The organism is Sphingomonas folli (assembly GCF_019429525.1).
GTDB classification, from domain to species: Bacteria; Pseudomonadota; Alphaproteobacteria; order Sphingomonadales; family Sphingomonadaceae; genus Sphingomonas; species Sphingomonas folii.
This window is the reverse complement of sequence record NZ_JAHXZL010000004.1, coordinates 80,047-98,079: the sequence shown is the minus strand read 5'-3', so window position 1 is coordinate 98,079 and position 18,033 is coordinate 80,047. Positions and strand designations below refer to the sequence as shown.

14 protein-coding genes are annotated in these 18,033 nt (G+C 72.1%); 4 read left to right on the top strand and 10 right to left on the bottom strand.

Annotation, left to right across the window (positions count from 1 at the left end; translation table 11 throughout):
- Window positions 1–10 precede the first annotated feature (10 nt).
- Window positions 11–784, top strand: coding sequence for an enoyl-CoA hydratase (locus KZ813_RS07490; RefSeq protein ID WP_219754355.1), 774 nt, complete (start codon window positions 11–13; stop codon window positions 782–784).
- A 167-nt stretch (window positions 785–951) separates the two neighbouring features.
- Window positions 952–1,830, top strand: coding sequence for a 3-hydroxyisobutyrate dehydrogenase (mmsB, locus tag KZ813_RS07485; RefSeq protein ID WP_219754354.1), 879 nt, complete (start codon window positions 952–954; stop codon window positions 1,828–1,830).
- 275 nt (window positions 1,831–2,105) lie between these two features.
- Here mmsB and KZ813_RS07480 read toward each other — a convergent pair whose 3' ends face one another.
- The 7 genes from KZ813_RS07480 to KZ813_RS07450 all read right to left on the bottom strand — a co-directional run bounded on the left by KZ813_RS07480 (window position 2,106) and on the right by KZ813_RS07450 (window position 11,900).
- Complete coding sequence (locus KZ813_RS07480) at window positions 2,106–4,748, bottom strand: M1 family metallopeptidase (RefSeq protein WP_219754353.1); 2,643 nt, start codon at window positions 4,746–4,748, stop codon at window positions 2,106–2,108.
- A gap of 208 nt (window positions 4,749–4,956) precedes the next feature.
- The gene (locus KZ813_RS07475; RefSeq protein WP_219754352.1) at window positions 4,957–5,769 is read right to left on the bottom strand and encodes a tryptophan 2,3-dioxygenase; all 813 of its coding nucleotides are present in this window, start codon (window positions 5,767–5,769) and stop codon (window positions 4,957–4,959) included.
- Window positions 5,769–6,962 (bottom strand): kynureninase, encoded by a 1,194-nt coding sequence (kynU, locus tag KZ813_RS07470; RefSeq protein ID WP_219754351.1) that lies wholly within the window; start codon window positions 6,960–6,962, stop codon window positions 5,769–5,771. Before kynU ends, KZ813_RS07475 begins: the two co-directional genes overlap by 1 nt.
- 125 nt (window positions 6,963–7,087) lie before the next feature.
- Window positions 7,088–8,632, bottom strand: coding sequence for a DHA2 family efflux MFS transporter permease subunit (locus tag KZ813_RS07465; protein WP_219754350.1), 1,545 nt, complete (start codon window positions 8,630–8,632; stop codon window positions 7,088–7,090).
- Window positions 8,633–8,824: 192 nt separating this feature from the next.
- Complete coding sequence (locus tag KZ813_RS07460; RefSeq protein WP_219754349.1) at window positions 8,825–10,018, bottom strand: HlyD family secretion protein; 1,194 nt, start codon at window positions 10,016–10,018, stop codon at window positions 8,825–8,827.
- Window positions 10,015–11,448 (bottom strand): efflux transporter outer membrane subunit, encoded by a 1,434-nt coding sequence (locus KZ813_RS07455; RefSeq protein WP_219754348.1) that lies wholly within the window; start codon window positions 11,446–11,448, stop codon window positions 10,015–10,017. Before KZ813_RS07455 ends, KZ813_RS07460 begins: the two co-directional genes overlap by 4 nt.
- Window positions 11,436–11,900 (bottom strand): MarR family winged helix-turn-helix transcriptional regulator, encoded by a 465-nt coding sequence (locus KZ813_RS07450; protein WP_219754347.1) that lies wholly within the window; start codon window positions 11,898–11,900, stop codon window positions 11,436–11,438. Before KZ813_RS07450 ends, KZ813_RS07455 begins: the two co-directional genes overlap by 13 nt.
- Window positions 11,901–11,990: 90 nt before the next feature.
- On the opposite strand from KZ813_RS07450, the gene KZ813_RS07445 reads away from it, so the two are divergent.
- Both KZ813_RS07445 and KZ813_RS07440 read left to right on the top strand, forming a co-directional pair.
- Complete coding sequence (locus KZ813_RS07445; RefSeq protein WP_444547597.1) at window positions 11,991–14,885, top strand: M16 family metallopeptidase; 2,895 nt, start codon at window positions 11,991–11,993, stop codon at window positions 14,883–14,885.
- 10 nt (window positions 14,886–14,895) lie between these two features.
- Window positions 14,896–15,195, top strand: coding sequence for a hypothetical protein (locus tag KZ813_RS07440; protein ID WP_219754345.1), 300 nt, complete (start codon window positions 14,896–14,898; stop codon window positions 15,193–15,195).
- A gap of 101 nt (window positions 15,196–15,296) precedes the next feature.
- On the opposite strand, the gene KZ813_RS07435 is transcribed toward KZ813_RS07440, so the two are convergent.
- From KZ813_RS07435 to purE, 3 genes are all read right to left on the bottom strand, one after another.
- Window positions 15,297–16,382: an AI-2E family transporter gene (locus KZ813_RS07435; protein ID WP_219754344.1), complete on the bottom strand. Its 1,086-nt coding sequence runs from the start codon at window positions 16,380–16,382 to the stop codon at window positions 15,297–15,299.
- A gap of 97 nt (window positions 16,383–16,479) precedes the next feature.
- Window positions 16,480–17,553, bottom strand: coding sequence for a 5-(carboxyamino)imidazole ribonucleotide synthase (locus KZ813_RS07430; protein ID WP_219754343.1), 1,074 nt, complete (start codon window positions 17,551–17,553; stop codon window positions 16,480–16,482).
- Complete coding sequence (gene purE / locus KZ813_RS07425; protein WP_258046533.1) at window positions 17,550–18,026, bottom strand: 5-(carboxyamino)imidazole ribonucleotide mutase; 477 nt, start codon at window positions 18,024–18,026, stop codon at window positions 17,550–17,552. The genes KZ813_RS07430 and purE overlap by 4 nt, the downstream gene beginning before the upstream one ends.
- Window positions 18,027–18,033: the final 7 nt, after the last annotated feature.

Genomic DNA, 18,033 nt, shown 5'->3' with positions numbered 1-18,033 from the left:
GGGACCGCATATGAACTATGAGACGATCCTGGTCGAGCGACGCGGCGCGGTGACGCTGCTGACGCTCAACCGCCCCAAGGCGCTCAACGCGCTCAACGCGCAGGTGCTCGCTGAGCTGCTATCCGCGCTCGCCGACTATGACGCCGACCCGGCCCAGCGCTGCGCCGTCCTCACCGGCAGCGAGCGCGCCTTCGCCGCCGGCGCCGACATCAAGGAGATGGCGGGGCAGGGCTTCGCCGACATGTACGCGAGCGATCACTTCGCGGGCTACGAGCAGCTGACGCGCACGCGCAAGCCGCTGATCGCGGCGGTCGCGGGCTATGCGCTGGGCGGCGGGTGCGAGCTGGCGATGATGTGCGATGTCATCCTGGCGGCGGACACGGCCAAGTTCGGCCAGCCCGAGATCAAGCTGGGCGTCTCGCCGGGCATGGGGGGCTCGCAGCGGCTGGCGCGCGCGGTCGGCAAGGCCAAGGCGATGGAGATGGTGCTCACCGGCCGGATGATCGACGCCGCGGAGGCCGAGCGCGCGGGGCTGGTCAGCCGGGTCGTGCCCGCGGCCGAGCTGCTCGACGAGGCGCTGCGCACCGCCGCGACGATCGCCGAGATGGCGCCGCTCGCCGCGATCGCGAACAAGGAGATGGTCAACGCCGCGTTCGAGACGACGCTGGCGCAGGGTGTCCAGTTCGAGCGCCGGCTGTTCCACGCTCTGTTCGGCACCGCCGACCAGAAGGAGGGGATGGCGGCCTTCGTCGAGAAACGGGCGGGGCAGTGGAGCGGGCGATAAATTGGTGCTGACCCCGTCCGTTCGCCTCGCGCCGTGATCGAGCCTGTCGAGATCACGGGACGAGAGGGTCGCGCGCCGCTGACCTCTCGACACGCGGTCTCGACAAGCTCGACGGCTACTCGAGGCGAACGGATGGGCGAGAAGCCCCGGCGAGAAGGAGAGGCAATATGGCACGGGTCGCGTTCATCGGGCTGGGCAACATGGGCGGCGGGATGGCCGCCAATCTGGCGAAGCACGGCCATGACGTGCGCGCCTACGACCTGTCCGCGGAGGCGCTGGCACGCGCCGAGGCCGCCGGCTGCCTCGCCGCCGACGGCGCCGCGGCGGCGGTCGAGGGCGCCGAGGCGGTCGTCACCATGCTGCCGGCGGGGCGTCACGTCGCCCAGGTCTACGACGAGATACTGCCGCTGGTCGACGCCGCGACGATCCTGATCGACTGTTCGACGATCGACGTCGCCACCGCGCGCGCGGTCGCCGAGCAGGCGCGCGCGCGCGGCGTCGCCGCGGTCGACTCGCCCGTCTCGGGTGGGATCGCGGCGGCGACCGCGGGCACGCTGACCTTCATGGTCGGCGGCCCGGCGGAGTCGTTCGAGCGCGCGCGGCTCTTCCTCGAGGCGATGGGCAAGGCGGTGATCCACGCCGGTGCGAGCGGCACCGGCCAGGCCGCCAAGCTGTGCAACAACCTCATCCTGGGCGCGACGATGATCGCGACCTGCGAGGGCTTCGTGCTCGCCGAGCGGCTCGGGCTCGACCCGCAGGTGTTCTACGACATCGCCAGCAAGGCGACCGCGCAGAGCTGGTCGATGACGAGCTACTGCCCCCTGCCGGGGGTCGGCCCGTCGTCGCCCGCGGACAATGACTATCGCGGCGGCTTCGCGGGCGCGCTGATGCTCAAGGACCTGGAACTGGCGATGGCCGCGGCGGGGGACGGCGGCGCGACGCTGCCGCTCGGCGCGCACGCGCGCGACCTGTACCGCGCGTTCAGCGAGGGCGGGCACGGCGCCGAGGATTTCTCCGGCATCATCCGGATGCTGCGGGAGGCGTAGGGCCCTATCGTGCGTCATGGGGGCCGGCGCGACGAAGGGTCTATCCCCCTCGTCATCACGGCTCGATCACGGTGCAGGATCACCCCTCCCGTCAGAGGAGGGGGACAGGGGTGGAGGCTCTCCACGAACGTGCCGTCCGAGGAAGCGCCCCACCCGAACCCCTCCCCTGAAGGGGAGACGCTCTTCGCGATCCGGCTTGATGACGTCTCACCTTGACCCTCTCCTAGGAGCAGGGAGGCGTCACGGGAACGGACCAGACGGATCGCCGCTCCTCCTCACCGCAGCGCCGCCTCCACCTCCGCGCGCTTCGCCGCGCGTAGCGCGACGCACTGGCGGATCGCGCCGAGCGCCTGGCTCAGCTCCAGCGCGCCGCCGCCGAGCGTCGCCAGCCGCGGGCGGAACAGCGCCTCGACCGCGTCGGCCTTGTCCGCGCTGCAATAGCCGCCGAACATGGTCGGGACGCGCGCGCGCGCGAAAGCGGGCACGCCCGCGATCGCGCCGTCGAAGTCGCGCGTGAACAGCGCCAGCAGCGCGTCCCGACCGAGCGGCTGGTCGGCGAGCCGGGTCATCAGCGTCAGCCGCTCGGTCGACTGCAGCGCCGGGTCGCGCGTCAGCTCGAGCGCGCGCGCGACCTCGGCGGCGCTGGTGGCGTGCCCCAGCGCGCGCACCGCGTGCGAGCGGAACAGCGGGTCGCCGCTCGCCGCCAGCGAGTCACGCAGCCGGTCCATGAAGGCCACGCCGCGGTCCTCCACCGCCACCGCGAACGCCAGCTCGCGATAGGACGGATCGACCGGCCGCGGCGTCGCCGCGATCGCGCCCTCGGCCGCCGCGGCGAGCTGCGAACGAAGCGCAGCGTCGCGCGCGGTCTGCGCGGCATAGTCGACCAAGTTCTGCCGCAGCAGGCCCTGGCCGGTCTCCTCGCCGGCATAGGCGCCGGGCGCGAACGACACCGCGCCGAGCGCGCGCAGCCGCGGCAGCGACAGCTCGCCCGCTAGGCGGCGCAGCCCCTGGGTCGCGGCGGGCGAGAGATCGAGCTGCTCGACCTGCGCGATCGCCTGCGGCAGCTGCAGCGTGGCGCTGCGCTCGCGATGCGCGGCGAAGGCGCGCGCCCCCGCGATCACGCGCGCGAAGCTGGCGTTGCCCGCGAGGAAATCGGCCCAGAGGCTGTCCGCCGCCGCCATCGCCTCGCGCGCGGGCAGGGTGTCGGCGGCGGCGAGCAGCGCCGTCCAGCCGGCGTCGTCGAGGCTATAGCGCCAATAGCCCGCGCCGTCGGCGTTCGGCACCGCCAGGCCGCTGCCGCGCAAGGTCAGCGTCCCCGCGGCGTCGCTGAGCAGCGTGCAGCTGCGCGTCTCGCCCTGGCGCGCGCAGACCGGCACTGTCCATGTCTGCGGCGCTCGCTGCGCGGCGACGCCGATCGGGCGATAGCGCTGCTGGCTCAGCTGCCAGCGTCCTGCCCCTTCGGCGCGGATGCGGATCACGGGTACGCCGGTCTGCGTGACGAAGCTGCGGAACACCGGGACGATGCCGGGATCACCCGATCCGGTCGCCATCGACTCGAAGAAGTCGTCCGCGGCGGCGTTGGCGTAGCGGAAGCGCCGCAGGTGGAACTGCACGCCACGACGGAACTTCTCCGCGCCGAGGTAGCGCTCCACCATGTTCAGCACCTGCCCGCCCTTCTGGTAGGTGATCGAGTCGAAGGCGCTGGCGATCTGGTCGTTGCGCGTGATCTCCTGGCGGATCGGGCGACCGACCGCGCGGCTGTCGGTGTCCATCGCCGCGAAGGCCTCGGCGAGCTGCGCCACGTCGGTGCCGAGCCCGGGCTGCCAGATCTCGCCGACGCGGTTCCCGGCCCATTCGGCGAAGCTCTCGTTGAGCCAGATGTCGGTCCACCACTTGGGCGTGACGAGGTCGCCGAACCACTGGTGCGCCAGCTCGTGCGCCACCACCGTGCCGAAGCCGCGCCGCTGCGACGCGGGCGCGTCGGGGTCGAGCAGCAGAAGCGTGTCGTTGTAGCTGACCAGCCCGGCATTCTCCATCGCGCCGCTCATCACCGGGCCGGCGATCTGGTCGAGCTTCTCATAGGGGTAGGGGATGCCGAAATAGCGCTCGTGCAGCGCGAGGATCTTGGGGCCCTCGGTGGCGGCGAGCCGCAGTCGCTCGGCCTGGCCCTTGGTGGCGATCGCGCGATAGGGCAGCGCGGCGGTGCGCACCGCGTTGGCGGGCGCGTCGCCGGGCACGACGTCGAACGGCCCGACCGCGATCGCGACCAGATAGGTCGGCAGCGGCCTGGAGGGCGCGAAGACGTGCCGTGTCAGCCCGGCGCCGCCGGGTGTGGCGGCGGTCTCGGGCGTGTTGGCGAACACCTTCTGCCCGCTCGCCGCGGTGACGGTGAGCGTGAAGGGTGTCTTGAAGCCGGGCTCGTCGAAGCCGGGGAACATGCGCCGCGCGTCGATCGGCTCCATCTGCGTCCAGGCGTACCAATCGTCACCGACCTTGGCGCGGTACAGGCCCTCGGCGCCGGTCATGAAGGGCGCGTCATAGTCGAAGGCGAGGGTGACGCGCCCCGCGGGGAGCGGCGCGGCGAAGTCGAGGCGCGCCACGCCCGAGGCGTCGACCTGGGTGTAGCGCGCGGCGACGCTGCGGCCGCCGACGCGGGCGACCGCCTTGCCCACGGCGAGACCGTTGCCGTGGAGGTAGAGCGAGGGCGCGGGGCGCGTCAGGTCAGCGTCGATCTCGGCGTGGCCGGTGAAGCGCTCCCGCTCGGGGCGGACGGTGAGGTCGATGCGATAGGCGCTCGGTCGCGCGACATCGGGGAGCTGGCCGAGCGGCACCGCACCGGGGGCGGTGGCAGGGCCCTGTTGCGCCAGCGCGGGGGCGGCGAGGAGGAGGGCGGTGGAGGCGAGCAGCGGGAGTCTCATGGGCGCGACCTTCGTTCTGGTTGCCGCGGGCGTAGGACGGAACCGGCCGGAGCGCATCCCCTCCGACGGCGCCCCCGCCGGCCCGCCGCTCTCGACCATCCCGGCGGACGCCGGGGTCCAGTTGGGAAGGCGGTCGTGGGTCTCACCGGCGTGCCCCACCTGGACCCCGGCGTCCGCCGGGGAGGAAGAGAAGCGTCGGTGGCACCGCTCACAGCCGCGTGCGCACCTGCCACAGCTCGGGAAACAGCTCGACCTCGAGCATCTTGCGCAGATAGGACGCGCCCGCGGTGCCGCCGGTGCCGCGCTTCAGCCCGATCACGCGCTCCACCGTGGTGACATGGTTGAATCGCCAGCGCCGGAAATAATCTTCCAGGTCGACGAGCTTCTCCGCCAGCTCGTAGAGCGGCCAGCGCGTCTCGGGCACGCGATACACCTGCTCCCAGGCCGCCACCACCGCCTCGCTGGCGACATGCGGCGCGCGCCAGTCGCGCGCCGGGTCGGCGAGCAGCCCGGCGGCGTGGAGACGGGTCAGCGCGGCGTCGTAGATGCTCGGCGCGGCGAGGATCGCTTCCAGCCGCGCCAGCGTCGGCGCGCGGTGGCGGTGCGGCCCGAGCGTCGCCGCCACGCGGTTGCCACACAGATACTCCACCGCGCGATACTGCCACGACTGGAACCCGGACGACTGGCCGAGCGCGTCGCGGAAGCTGGTGTAGTCGGACGGCGTCATCGTGCGCAGCACGTCCCAGGCGCCGTTGAGCTGCTCGAGGATCCGCGCCACCCGCGCGAGCAGCTTGAACGCCTGCGGTAGCCGGTCGGCCAGGATCGCGTCACGCGCGCTCTCCAGCTCGTGCACCGCCAGCTTCATCCACAGCTCGCTGGTCTGGTGCTGGATGATGAACAGCAGCTCGTCGTGCGCGTCGCTCAGCGGGTGCTGTGCGTCGAGCACGCGGTCGAGCGCGAGATAGTCGCCGTAGCCCATGCGCTCGGCGAAGTTCAGCTCGGCGTCGTGATGCTCGCCCATCAGGTCACCGCGGCGCGGGCGTGATGCTCGGGGCGGTCCCAGGCGTCGGTGGCGAGGATGTCGGCGAGGATGTCGACGGCGCGCACCACCTCCTCCTCGCCGAGGTACAGTGGCGTGAAGCCGAAGCGCAGCAGGTCGGGGGCGCGCACGTCGCCGATCACCCCCCGCGCGATCAGCGCCTGCATCACGGCATAGGCCTGGGGATGCGCGAAGCTCACCTGGCTGCCGCGCGCGTGCGGGTCGCGCGGCGAGGCGAGCGCGAGCTGCGGGCAGCGCGCCTCCGCCTCGGCGATGAAGTGCTGCGAGAGGTGGATCGAGGCGGCGCGCAGGTCGGTCATGTCGACCCCCTCCCAGGCGTCGAGCGCGGCGTCGAGCACGGACAGGGCGATCACCGGCGGGGTCCCGACGCGCATCCGCTCGACACCCGGCGCGGGCGTATAGTCGCGCTCGAAGGCGAAGGGCGCGCGATGGCCGAGCCAGCCGCTCAGGATCGGCCGCGCGGTCTCGGCGTGACGCGGCGCGAGATAGAGGAAGGCGGGGGCGCCCGGACCGCCGTTGAGATATTTATAGGTGCAGCCGACCGCTAAGTCCGCGTCCGCGCCGGCGAGATCCACCGGCAGCGCGCCGGCGGAGTGCGCCAGGTCCCATAGAGCGATCGCGCCGGCGGCGTGCGCGCGGGCGGTGAGTGCGCGCATGTCGTGGAGGCGGCCGGTGCGATAGTCGACCTCGGTCAGCATCGTCACCGCCACGCCATCGTCGATCGCGTTCGCCACTGCCTCGGGCGCGACGACGCGCAGCTCATGGCCCCGGCCGAGCGAGTCGAGCAGCGACTGGGCGATATAGAGGTCGCTCGGGAAATTGCCGCTGTCGCTCAGCACCACGCGGCGGTCGGGGCGGAGCGCGAGCGCCGCGGCGAGCGCCTGGAACAGCTTGATCGAGAGCGTGTCGCCGGTGATCACGCTGCCCGCGGGTGCGCCGATCAGCCGCGCGATACGGTCGCCGACGCGCGTTGGCAGCGCCATCCAGCCGGCGTCGTTCCAGCCGCGGATCAGCCGCTCGCCCCATTGCTCGCGGATCACCGCGGCGGCGCGCGCCTCGGCCGCGAGCGGCAGCGGGCCGAGCGAGTTGCCGTCGAGGTAGATCACGCCCGGCGGCAGGTGGAACAGCGCGCGGGTGGCGGCGAAGTCGGTCATTCCTGCGTCTTAGCGCGCGGGAGGGGGCGGGGCCAACCGTCCCGCGCTCACTACCGCCCCGGCGGACGCCGGGGGGGAAAGGGAGCGAAGACGCGGCGAACAAGCCTGTGCGGCAGTCCGTCCCCTCAGTCGGCCGCGACCGGCCCCGATGGCGCACTGGGCCGGCGGCAGGTCCACACCAGCAGGACCAGCCCCGCCGCGAGCCACGCCGACAGGCGGAACAGGTCGACCGAGGCGAGCAGGTACGCCTGCCCGACCATCTGGCGCGTGACCGCCGCGGCGGCCTGCTGCGCGCTCATGCCCATGCGGCTCATCTGCTCGGCCGCCAGCTGATACGGCATGCCGTTGCCGATCGCCTCGGCGAGACGGCTCTGGTGGAGCGCCTCGCGCCGGTCCCACGCGGTCGAGATCAGCGAGGCCGCGAACCCGCCCGCGGTGATGCGGCAGAAGTTCGAGATGCCGGTCGCCGAGGGCAACCGCTGCGGCGGGATCTTGTCGAGCGAGATCGTCAGCATCGCCAGGAAGAAGGTGCTCATCGACACGCCCTGGACGAGGAGCGGCAGCACCAGGTCGCCGAAGGTCGCCTGCGCGGTATAGCCCGATCGCATCCAATAGCTGATCGCGAAGCCGCCGAAGGCGACCGTGGCGATCACGCGCGCGTCGACCTTGCCCGACAGCCGCGCCACCAGCGGCGTCAGCAGCACCGCCACCACGCCGCTCGGCGCCGCCACCAGCCCGGCCCAGGTCGCGGTATAGCCCAGCTGGGTCTGCAACCACAGCGGCAGGATCAGGATGTTGGCGAAGAACACCGCGTAGCCGAGCGAGAAGCAGAGGTTGCCGATCCAGAAGTTGCGCCGGGCGAAGAGCGTGAGGTCGACCGTCGGGTTGGCGTCGGTCAGCTCCCAGATCACCCAGGCGACGAAGCCGACCGCGGCGGTGAGCGTCAGCACCACGATCAGCGGGTCGTTGAACCAGTCCGCGTTCTTGCCGAGGTCGAGCATCACCTGGAGCGAACCGACCCACAGCACCAGCAGCCCGAGCCCGACCGTGTCGATCGGCAGCTTCATCGTCGGCGTCTCGCGGCTGCGCAGGTTGAACCAGCAGACCAACGCGGTGACGACGCCGAAGGGGACGTTGATCAGAAAGATCCACGACCAGTGGTAATTGTCGGAGATGTAGCCGCCGAGGATCGGTCCCATGATCGGCGCGACCAGCGTGGTCATCGACCAGATTCCGAGCGCGGTGGAGCGTTTGTCGTGCGGGAAGATCGAGATCAGCAGCGCCTGGCTGCCGGGCATCATCGGCCCCGAGACGGCGCCCTGGAGAACCCGGAAGATGATCAGCGAGGGCAGGTCCCACGCCACCCCGCACAGGAAGGAGGCGATGGTGAACAGCACCACCGAGGTGCAGAAGACGCGCACCACGCCGAAGCGCCGCATCAGCCAGCCGGTGAGCGGCACCGCCACGCCGTTGGCGACCGCGAAGGCGGTGACCACCCAGGTGGAATTGTCGCTCGACACGCCGAGGTTGCCCGCGATCGTCGGGAGCGAGACGTTGGCGATCGTGCTGTCGAGCACCATCATGAAGGTGCCGAGCGCCAGCGCGAAGGCGGTGACGCCGAGCTGGACGCCGGTGAGCGGCGCCTGCTCCTGCGGCGCGGCGCTAGCCATGGTAAGGGTCCGTTCGCGAGAGGGGATAGAGGACCGCTTCCCCCACCTGCCACCCCGGCGAACGCCGGGGTCCAGTCGGGTGACGTCGGTGAGCGACGCCGAGGTCCCCCACCTGGATCCCGGCGTCCGCCGGCGTGGACGGATGGGGGAACAGCAGCGCGGTCACCGTGCCGAGCCGCTCCGCGACGCCGCTCACCGGTTGGCCGCCACGATGCGGCGGATCTCCGCCTCGACCTTCGGGTCGGTCCCGACGTTGGTGTCGCCGCGATAGGGCACCGCCGCGGCCTGCGCGAGCCGCGCGCCGCGCTGGTCGGCGGTGTCGACGGTCGCGGTGACCGACAGGCCCACGCGCAGCGGGTTGGCGCGCAGCTCGCGCGGGTCGAGCGCGATCCGCACGGGCACGCGCTGGACGATCTTGATCCAGTTGCCGCTCGCGTTCTGCGGCGGCAGCAGCGCGAAGGCGTTGCCGCTGCCGGCGGCGAGCCCGATCACGCGACCGTGATAGGCGAGATCACCCCCGTACATGTCCGCGGTCAGCTTGACCGGCTGGCCGATACGCAGGTCCTTGAGCTGGGTCTCGCGGAAGTTGGCGTCGACCCACAGCCGGTCGAGCGGCACGATCGCCATCAGCGGCGTGCCCGCGTTGACCTGCTGGCCGACCTGGACGGTGCGCTGCGCCACCACGCCCGCGATCGGCGCGATCACGTGCATGTGGCCGCGCGCGACCGCGGCGCGGCGATAATTGGCGATCGCGGCGAGCACCGCGGGGCTGGTGTCGATGTCGGTGCCCTGGACGGTGCTCTGCGCCTGCCGGCGCTGCTCGCGCGCGAGCCGCAGGTTGGCGGTCGCCACCTTCACCGCGTCGGCGGCGTGGCTCAGCTCCTCGCCCGAGATCGCGCCCTGCTGCGCGGCGCCGCGGCGGCGCGCGTAGTCGTCGCGCGCGCGGTTGAGCTCGGCCTCGGCCTGGACGATCGCGGCGTCGGACTGGCCCACGCGTGTGAAATCGGCGCGGGTCGAGCGCACCGCGCGCGCCAGCTCGGCGCCGGCCGCGGCGACGTTGACGTCGGCGGTGGTGGGGTCGAGGTCGATCAGCGGCTGCCCCGCGGTGACCGACTGGGTGTTGTCGGCGTGGAGCTGCGTCACCGTACCGGGGTCGCGCGCGGTGATCGCGACGACGTCGCCCGCGACATAGGCGTCGTCGGTCTCCTCCTCCGGCGGCGCGAAGAAGAAGTGCATGATCGCCCAGATGACCAGCACGACCAGCAGCACCGCGCCGAGGATCAGGAAGGCGCGGCGGCGCGCTCTCGGCTTACCCGTGGGCGTGGGCGTGGGCGTGGGTGCGGGCGTCGGGGCGGGCGACGGCGTGGGGGCGGCGGTGTCGGTCATCGGGACAGGTCCTGGGCGCCGGTGGCGGGAAGGGGCGTGATCGGCGTGGGCGGCGTGAAGCCGCCGCCGAGCGCGGTGGCGAGCTGCGCGCGCGCCGCGAGCGAGTCGATCGCGAGATTGGCGTCGGCCAGCTCGGCGTCGAGCAGGCGGATGTCGGTGTTGACCAGGTCGAGCCGGCTCGACAGCCCGCTCTGCACGCGCACGCCGTTGAGTCGGTTGGTCTCGGCCAGCCCGGTCACCACCTCGCGCTGGCGCACGCGCGCGGCGTCGGCGACCTGGACGCGCGCGATCGCGTCGGCGGCGTCGCGCGCGGCGGCGACCACCGACTCATTGTACTGCGCGGTGGCGACGTCGACGGCGGCGGTGGCGCCGCGCAGCTCGGCGGTGCGCCGCCCGCTGTCGAACAGCGGGAGATGGATCGCCGCACCGCCCCCCGCGATGCCCGACGACAGGTCGAGGAAATTGCCGAAGCCGATCGCCTGCAGCCCGACCAGCGCGGAGAGGTTGATGTTGGGATAGAAGGCGCGACGAGCGACCTGGCGCTGCGCGGCGGCGGCGGCGATCCGCGCCTGTGCCGCGGCGACGTCGGGTCGGCGCGCGAGCAGGTCCGCGGGCAGGGTCGCGGGCACCGGCAGCGCGGCGTCGGCGGCGAGACGGGTCGGCTGGAGCGCGCGGGCATAGTCGCCGCCGCGCCCCGCCAGCGCCGCCAGCGCGTCGGCGGCGAGCGCGCGCGCGCCCTGCGCCTGCACCAGCGCCAGCTGCGCCTGCGACACGAGCGTCTGCGCCGCGGTGATGTCGATGCGGCTGGCGAGGCGGTTCTGCTCGCGCACCTGGACCAGCCCGAGCGACTGCTCGCGCGTCGCGATGGTGCGCTGCGCGATCGTCGCCTGGCGCTCGGCGCGCGCCAGCTCGACATAGCTCTGCACCACCGCGCCGGCGAGCATCAGTCGCGCCGCGGCGCGGTCATATTCCGCCGCCTGGAGCTGCGCGGCGGCACCCGCGATCGCTGCCTTCTGCCGCCCGAACAGGTCGAGGTTCCAGTTGAGCCCGGCCTGGCCGGTGCCGAGCGCGCGCACCGTGCCGGCGAAGGGCGGCGGGATGATATAGTTGCTCGACAAGCGCTGGCCCTGGACGTTGACGTCGAGCGCGGCGTCGGGGCGCAGCTCGGCGTCCTGCCGCGCCAGTGCAGCCTCGGCCTGGCGGACGCGCGCCGCGGCAGCGTCGAGCGAGGGGTTGCCCGCGAGCGCGTCGGCGACGACGCGATCCAGCTGCGGGTCACCGATCGCGCTCCACCAGTCGGGCGCGAGCGTCACCGACGGACCGGCGAGCGCGAGGTCGGGCGCGGTCTTGGCCATCGTGACCGGCGGCGAGCCGGGGACCGCGCAGGCGCTGGCCAGCAGCGCGGCGGTGAGCGGGATCAGTCGGCGCATGCGTCGGTATCCTCCAGCGTGCTGCGCAGCTTGCGGAGCTGGCCGAGGAATCGCTCGACCTCCTCGTTGCCCCAGTCGGCGAGATGACGGTTCCAGCAGTCGATCGCCTTGTCGCGGCAGCGCATCGCGGCCTCGCGTCCGGCGTCGGTCAGCGACAGGTTGACGACGCGGCGGTCGTCCTCGCTGCGCGCGCGCTCTACCAGACCGCGCGCCTCGAGCACGTCGATCAGCCGCGTCATCGCGCCTTTGTCATAGGCGAGGTCGCGCGCCAACGAGGCGCAGGTCGCCTCCGAGTCGAGGTGGATGGTGAGCAAGGTCGACCATTGCGACGCGGTCAGCTCCTCCTCGGTGAAGATCCGATCGAGCAGCGCCAGGTTGAGCTGGTTGCACCGCTTGATCAGATAGCCGACCGAGTCGTCGGGCATGAAATTGTCACGGTTGTAGAATGACATTCCGTTGCCTTAGCAACTATTGCCGGCGCAGTCAATTTCTGTGTCGTCATGTTGCTGGGGCGGGCGCTTGCGGGCGGTCGCCGGCCCGCTATGGTCGCCGCCGACACCATCCCGCGGGAGCATCATCCGTTGACCTATCGTGCGTTCCTGGCCGCCGGCGCGGCGCTGGCGGTCCTCTCTGCTCCCGCGCGTGCCCAGACGGCCACCAGATTGCCCGCCGCGGCACCGGTGTCCGAGCTCGTCAAGGCGATCGACATCCCGTACCAGCAGTTCACGCTCAAGAACGGGCTGCGGGTGATCGTCCACACCGATCGCAAGGCGCCGATCGTCGCGGTCAGCGTGTGGTATGACGTCGGCTCCAAGCACGAGCCGCAGGGCAAGACCGGCTTCGCGCATCTGTTCGAGCATCTGATGTTCAACGGCAGCGAGAATGCGCCGGGGGACTTCTTCGAGCCGCTCCAGCAGGTCGGCGCGACGGACTTCAACGGCACCACCTATTTCGATCGCACCAATTACTTCGAGACGGTGCCGACCGCCGCGCTCGACCGCGCGCTGTTCCTCGAGTCGGACCGCATGGGCTATCTCACCGGCGCGATCACGCAGAGCGTGCTCGACGAGCAGCGCGGCGTCGTCCAGAACGAGAAGCGCCAGGGCGACAACCAGCCCTACGGCCTGCTGCGCTACAAGGCGACCGAGGGGCTGTTCCCCGCCAGCCACCCTTACGGCCACACCACGATCGGCTCGATGGCGGACCTCGACGCCGCCAGCCTCGCCGACGTGAAGGAGTGGTTCCGCAGCCACTACGGCCCCAACAACGCGGTGCTAGTGCTCGCCGGGGACGTCGACCTCGCCACCGCGCGCGTCAAGGTTGAGAAATATTTCGGCGCGATCGCCGCGGGGCCGAAGAGCGTCGCGCCGCCCGCGCCGGTGCCCTCGTCGCTGCCGGGCAAGGCGAGCGAGATCATGAAGGACCGCGTCGCCGCCACGCTGGTGATGAAGGAATGGGCGGTCCCCGGCCTCAACGACCGCGACGCGCCGGCGCTGGAGGTCGCCGCCGGCGTGCTCGGCGGCCTGGCCAGCTCGCGCTTCGACAACGTGCTGGTCAAGGGCGAGAAGCTCGCGGTGCAGGCGTCGGCGGAATATGAGAGCTTCGCGCAGGTCGGCACGTTCCAGCTGATCGCGATCGTGAGGCCGGGCGTCGACGCGGCGCAGGTGCAGGCGCGGATGGACCAGCTCGTCGCCGATTTCGTCAGGAACGGGCCGAGCGCCGACGAGGTAGCCCGCTACGTTACCAGCACCGTCTCGTCGCGCATCGGCGGGCTGGAGGCGGTCGGCGGCTTCGGCGGCAAGGCGGTGGCCCTCGCCGAGGGCGCGCTCTACTCGGACGACCCCGGCTTCTACAAGAAGCAGCTCGCCGCGCTGGCCGCCCAGACCCCGGCGAGTGTCCGCGCCGCCGCGGCCAAGTGGCTCACCCGACCGGCCTATTCGCTCCAGATCGTCGATGGCCAGCGCGACGCTTATGCCGAGAGCAAGGTGCCGCCCCCCGCGCCGGTGAAGGACGCGCCCGAGCAGCCGCCCAAGGGCACCCGCGGCCCGCTGCCCGATGTCGGCCAGATCGGCGCGCTCAGCTTCCCCAAGGTGGAGCGCGCGCGGCTCTCGAACGGGATCGAGCTGGTCTACGCGCAGCGCACCGCGGTGCCGATCACCCAGGCGGTGCTCAGCTTCGACGCGGGCGTGGCCGCCGACGTGGCCGACAAGCTCGGCACCCAGCAGCTGACGCTCGCGATGATGGACGAGGGCACGCGCGAGCTGAACTCGATCCAGATCGCCGAGGCGCGCGAGCGGCTGGGCGCGGCGATCTCCAGCGGCAGCAGTGCCGACCGGACGACGCTGGGGTTGCGCGTGCCGAGTTCCAATCTGAGCGCGGGCGCGGCGCTATGGGCCAGCATCGCGCGCGAGCCCTCCTTCGCCGAGGCCGAGCTGGGGCGCGTCAAGACGCAGCAGCTCACCTCGATCGCGCAGGAGCTGACCAGCCCCAACGGGCTGGCGCGGCGCGTGCTGCCCAAGCTGGTCTCGCCCGGCTCGCCCTACGCCAAGGCGCAGGGCTCGGGCGACCCGGCGGCGGTCGCCTCGCTGACGCGCGCCGACCTGCTCGCTTTCCGCCAGGCCTGGCTGCGCCCCGACAAGGCGAAGATCTTCGTCGTCTCCGACCGGCCGCTCGCCGAGGTGCGGCAGGTGATGGAGACGCGCTTCGGCGACTGGCGCGCCGACGGCGCCGCGGGCACGAAGACCTTCCCGGCCCGCGTCACGTCGGTCAGCCCCCGCATCGTCGTGATCGATCGCCCCGACAGCCCGCAGTCGCTGATCGCGGGCGGCGTGCAGACCGGCCTCAAGGGCACCGACGACCTGCTCCCGCTCGAGGTCGGCAACGACGCGCTCGGCGGCAGCTTCCTCGGCCGGCTGAACATGGACCTGCGCGAGGACAAGCATTGGTCCTATGGCGTCGGCGGCAATTACAGCCGCAACGCCTTCGCCGCACCCTATGTGATCTCGGCCCCGGTGCAGGCCGACCAGACCGGCCCCGCGCTCGCGGCGCTGCGCGGCGACATCGCACGATATCTCACGTCGCAGCCGATGACCCAGGCCGAGTTCGAGCGCGCGGTCAACGGCGGCACGCGCTCGCTCTCGGGCGAGTTCGAGACGTCGGACAACGTGCTCGACGCGATGCAGTCGAACGACCTGTACGGCCGGCCCGACGATTATTACGCCACGATCACGCAGAAATATCGCGCGCTGACGCTGCCGCAGGTGACCGCGGCGACCAAGGCGGCGATCGACCCGTCGCGCTTCGTCTGGGTGGTCGTCGGCGAGGCGGCGAAGGTGAAGCCCCAGCTTGACTCCTTGGGGTTGCCGGTGGAGGTCATGGCGGCATCCGCGGTCGCGGGCACGCCGCCCGCGGCGCCGCCCGTCGCCGCATCGAAGTGAGGAGAGCGTGATGGCCGGAGTGGACGGGACCTACGATTGCACCGTGAAGTCGCCGCTGGGCGATCAGAAGCTGACGCTGACGGTGACGTCGCAGGGCGACACCTTCACCGGCCAGGCCTCGGGCGCGATGGGCGCCTCGGACGTGCAGGGCACGGTGGACGGCGACACGCTGGCGTGGAAGCAGCAGATGACCTCGCCGATGCCGATGACACTCGACATCGCCGCGACGGTGGACGGCGACACGATCACGGGCAGCGTCGGCGCGGGCGCGTTCGGCAGCTTCCCGCTGTCGGGCACGCGTACGGCATGAGGTGAGTTAAGCCCCTCCCCTCTTGGGGAGGGGTTGGGGTGGGGCATCTGCGGGACGACGCCGGTCTCGGTGAGACGGCGACGCCCCACCCCAGCTTGCCCTCAAGGGGAGGGAGCATCGTCCGCGGCCCGCTGCGCCGCGCGCTGCTCGGTCAGCACCTGCCAGCCGGTGATGAACAGCGCGCCGACCAGCGGCCCGACCACGATCCCGCTGAGCCCGACCAGGTCGATGCCGCCCAGCGTCGTCACCAGCACCAGCCAGTCGGGGATGCCCGTGTCGCGCCCCACCAGGATGGGGCGCAGGATATTGTCGGCGAGCCCGATCACCAGCACACCCGACAGGATCACCACCACCGCCTGCCAGATCGCGCCGGTGGCGAAGAGATACAGCGCAACCGGCGCCCAGATGATCGCCGGCCCCACCGCGGGCAGCAGCGCCGCGATCGCCATCAGGATGCCCCAGAGCAGCGCCGCTGGCAGGCCGACGATCCAGAAAGTGACGGCGCCCAGCGCACCCTGGACGATCGCGACCACGCCCGATCCCTTGATCGTCGCGCGCACCACCGCGACGAACTTGTCGGCGAGCTTGCCCGCCACCGTCGGCTCGAGCGGCAGCGCGCGCACCACCGTCGGCCCGATCCGATCGCCGTCGCGCAGCAGGAAGAAGGTGACGTACAGCCCCACGCCGAAGGCCAGCAGGAACGCGGCCGCGTTGGCGCCGATCGACAGGGCGCGCCGCGTCAGCGTGCTGGCGCTGTTGCTCACCGCCGCGCTGAGCTGTGCCTGCGCGCGTTCGAAGCTGTTGAAGCCGAAATTGTCGAGCAGCCCCTGCAGCCGCCGCGGCAGCGCGTCGTGGACCTGCTGGAAATAGGTCGCGAAGTTGATCTGGCCGCCGCGAATCTGGGTGTAGACGCCCGCCGCCTGGTCGACCACGAGGCTGCCGACGATCAGCGCCGGGATGACCACCGCCACGGTGATGATCAGCAGCGTCACCGCCGCCGCCATGTTGCGCCGCTCGGGCCAGCGCCGCAGCAGCCGCTGATACAGCGGCTGGAACAGCAGGGCCGCCAGCGCGGCCCAGAGCAGCGCGCCGAGGAAGCTCGACACGACCGCCACCAGCGCGACGCTGATGAGCAGCAGGAACAGGAGCAAGCCGCCGTTCTCGACACGGCGCCGCGGGATCGTCATTCGGTGAACCTCGGGGATCGTTACGCCACTGCAACCCCCCGCGCCCGGCTTTGCTCCGCGCCGCCGCCGTTGCGGAGGCGGCGCTGCCCCACTCGCCTCAGCGAGTCAGGCGCGTCACATGCCCCATCTTGCGTCCGGCGCGGCTCTCGCGCTTGCCGTAGAGGTGGAGGTACGCGCCCGGCTCGGCGACGATCTCGGGCCAGCGCTCCCACTCGTCGCCGATGAGATTCTCCATCGCCACCTGCGCCGCGGTGAGCCCGGTGTCGCCCAGCGGCAGGCCGCAGATCGCGCGGACGTGGTTGGCGAACTGCGAGGTCGCCGCGCCCTCGATCGTCCAGTGCCCGCTATTGTGGACGCGCGGCGCCATCTCGTTGAACACCGGGCCCTCCGCGCTCGCGAAATACTCGCAGGTGAGCACGCCGACATGATCGAGCGCGTCGGCGATGCGGCCGGTCAGCGCTGCCGCCTCGGTCCACTGGCGCGCGATCTCGGGCGGGGCGGGGAGGGTGGAGCGGTGCAGGATGCCGTCGCGATGCTCGTTCCACGGCGGCGGGTAGCTCGTCATCGCGCCGTCGCGCCCGCGCACCAGCACGATCGAGAACTCGTGGCTGAACGCGACGAACGCCTCGAGTACCGCGGGGCCGCCGATCGCCTCCCAGGCGGCATCGGCGTCGGCGGCCGAGGCGAGCCGCGCCTGGCCCTTGCCGTCATAGCCGAAGCGGGTCGTCTTGAGCACCGCGGGGCAGCCGATCGCGGCGAGGGCGTCGTCGAGCTCCTCGCGCGAGGTCACCGCGCGCCAGCGCGCGGGGCGACCGCCGACGCGCTCGACGAAGCTCTTCTCCTTGATCCGGTCCTGCGCCACCGCGAGGCTCTTCGGCCCGGGATAGACCGGCACGCGCTCGGCCAGCCACTCGACCGGGCCGGCGGCGACATTCTCGAACTCATAGGTGACGACGTCGACCTGCGCGGCGAAGTCGGCGAGCACCACCTTGTTGTGATAGTCGGCGCGCGTCAGCGACGAGGCGGTCTGCGCCGCGACGCTCTCGCGGTCGGGCGCGAGCACGTGGGTGCGGTAGCCGAGGTCGGCCGCGGCGCTGGCGATCATGCGACCGAGCTGGCCGCCGCCGAGGATACCGATCGTGCTGCCCGGCGGGATCGGCCCATCGCTCATGCGGGGTCGACCGCGACCGAGTCGGTCTGCCGCTCGCGCCACGCCTGGAGCCGGGCGGAGAGGTCGGCGTCGCCGAGCGCCAGGATCGCGGCGGCGAGCAGGCCGGCGTTGATCGCGCCCGCCTTGCCGATCGCCAGCGTGCCGACCGGCACGCCGCCCGGCATCTGCACGATCGAGAGCAGGCTATCCATGCCCTTGAGCGCCTTGGACTCGACCGGCACGCCGAGCACCGGCAGATGGGTCATCGACGCCGCCATGCCGGGCAGGTGTGCCGCCCCGCCCGCGCCTGCGACGATCACCTGGAGCCCGCGCGCCGCCGCGCCGCTGGCGTAGTCGTAGAGGCGCCGTGGGGTGCGGTGCGCCGAGACGACCTTGGTCTCATGCGCGACGCCGAGCGCCTCGAGCGTCTCGCTCGCGTGGCGCATCGTCTCCCAGTCGGAGGTGGATCCCATGATGATGCCGACGCGCGCCATCGCGTGC

What these genes read in the sequence shown, in the direction of transcription:
- KZ813_RS07430 (WP_219754343.1), bottom strand. Translation starts at nt 17,553, where the DNA reads ATGAGCGATGGGCCGATCCCGCCGGGCAGCACGATCGGTATCCTCGGC.
- KZ813_RS07445 (WP_444547597.1), top strand. Translation starts at nt 11,991, where the DNA reads ATGGTCGCCGCCGACACCATCCCGCGGGAGCATCATCCGTTGACCTAT.
- KZ813_RS07475 (WP_219754352.1), bottom strand. Translation starts at nt 5,769, where the DNA reads ATGGGCGAGCATCACGACGCCGAGCTGAACTTCGCCGAGCGCATGGGC.
- KZ813_RS07440 (WP_219754345.1), top strand. Translation starts at nt 14,896, where the DNA reads ATGGCCGGAGTGGACGGGACCTACGATTGCACCGTGAAGTCGCCGCTG.
- KZ813_RS07460 (WP_219754349.1), bottom strand. Translation starts at nt 10,018, where the DNA reads ATGACCGACACCGCCGCCCCCACGCCGTCGCCCGCCCCGACGCCCGCA.
- KZ813_RS07450 (WP_219754347.1), bottom strand. Translation starts at nt 11,900, where the DNA reads ATGTCATTCTACAACCGTGACAATTTCATGCCCGACGACTCGGTCGGC.
- KZ813_RS07490 (WP_219754355.1), top strand. Translation starts at nt 11, where the DNA reads ATGAACTATGAGACGATCCTGGTCGAGCGACGCGGCGCGGTGACGCTG.
- KZ813_RS07465 (WP_219754350.1), bottom strand. Translation starts at nt 8,632, where the DNA reads ATGGCTAGCGCCGCGCCGCAGGAGCAGGCGCCGCTCACCGGCGTCCAG.
- purE (WP_258046533.1), bottom strand. Translation starts at nt 18,026, where the DNA reads ATGGCGCGCGTCGGCATCATCATGGGATCCACCTCCGACTGGGAGACG.
- KZ813_RS07435 (WP_219754344.1), bottom strand. Translation starts at nt 16,382, where the DNA reads ATGACGATCCCGCGGCGCCGTGTCGAGAACGGCGGCTTGCTCCTGTTC.
- KZ813_RS07480 (WP_219754353.1), bottom strand. Translation starts at nt 4,748, where the DNA reads ATGAGACTCCCGCTGCTCGCCTCCACCGCCCTCCTCCTCGCCGCCCCC.
- KZ813_RS07455 (WP_219754348.1), bottom strand. Translation starts at nt 11,448, where the DNA reads ATGCGCCGACTGATCCCGCTCACCGCCGCGCTGCTGGCCAGCGCCTGC.
- mmsB (WP_219754354.1), top strand. Translation starts at nt 952, where the DNA reads ATGGCACGGGTCGCGTTCATCGGGCTGGGCAACATGGGCGGCGGGATG.
- kynU (WP_219754351.1), bottom strand. Translation starts at nt 6,962, where the DNA reads ATGACCGACTTCGCCGCCACCCGCGCGCTGTTCCACCTGCCGCCGGGC.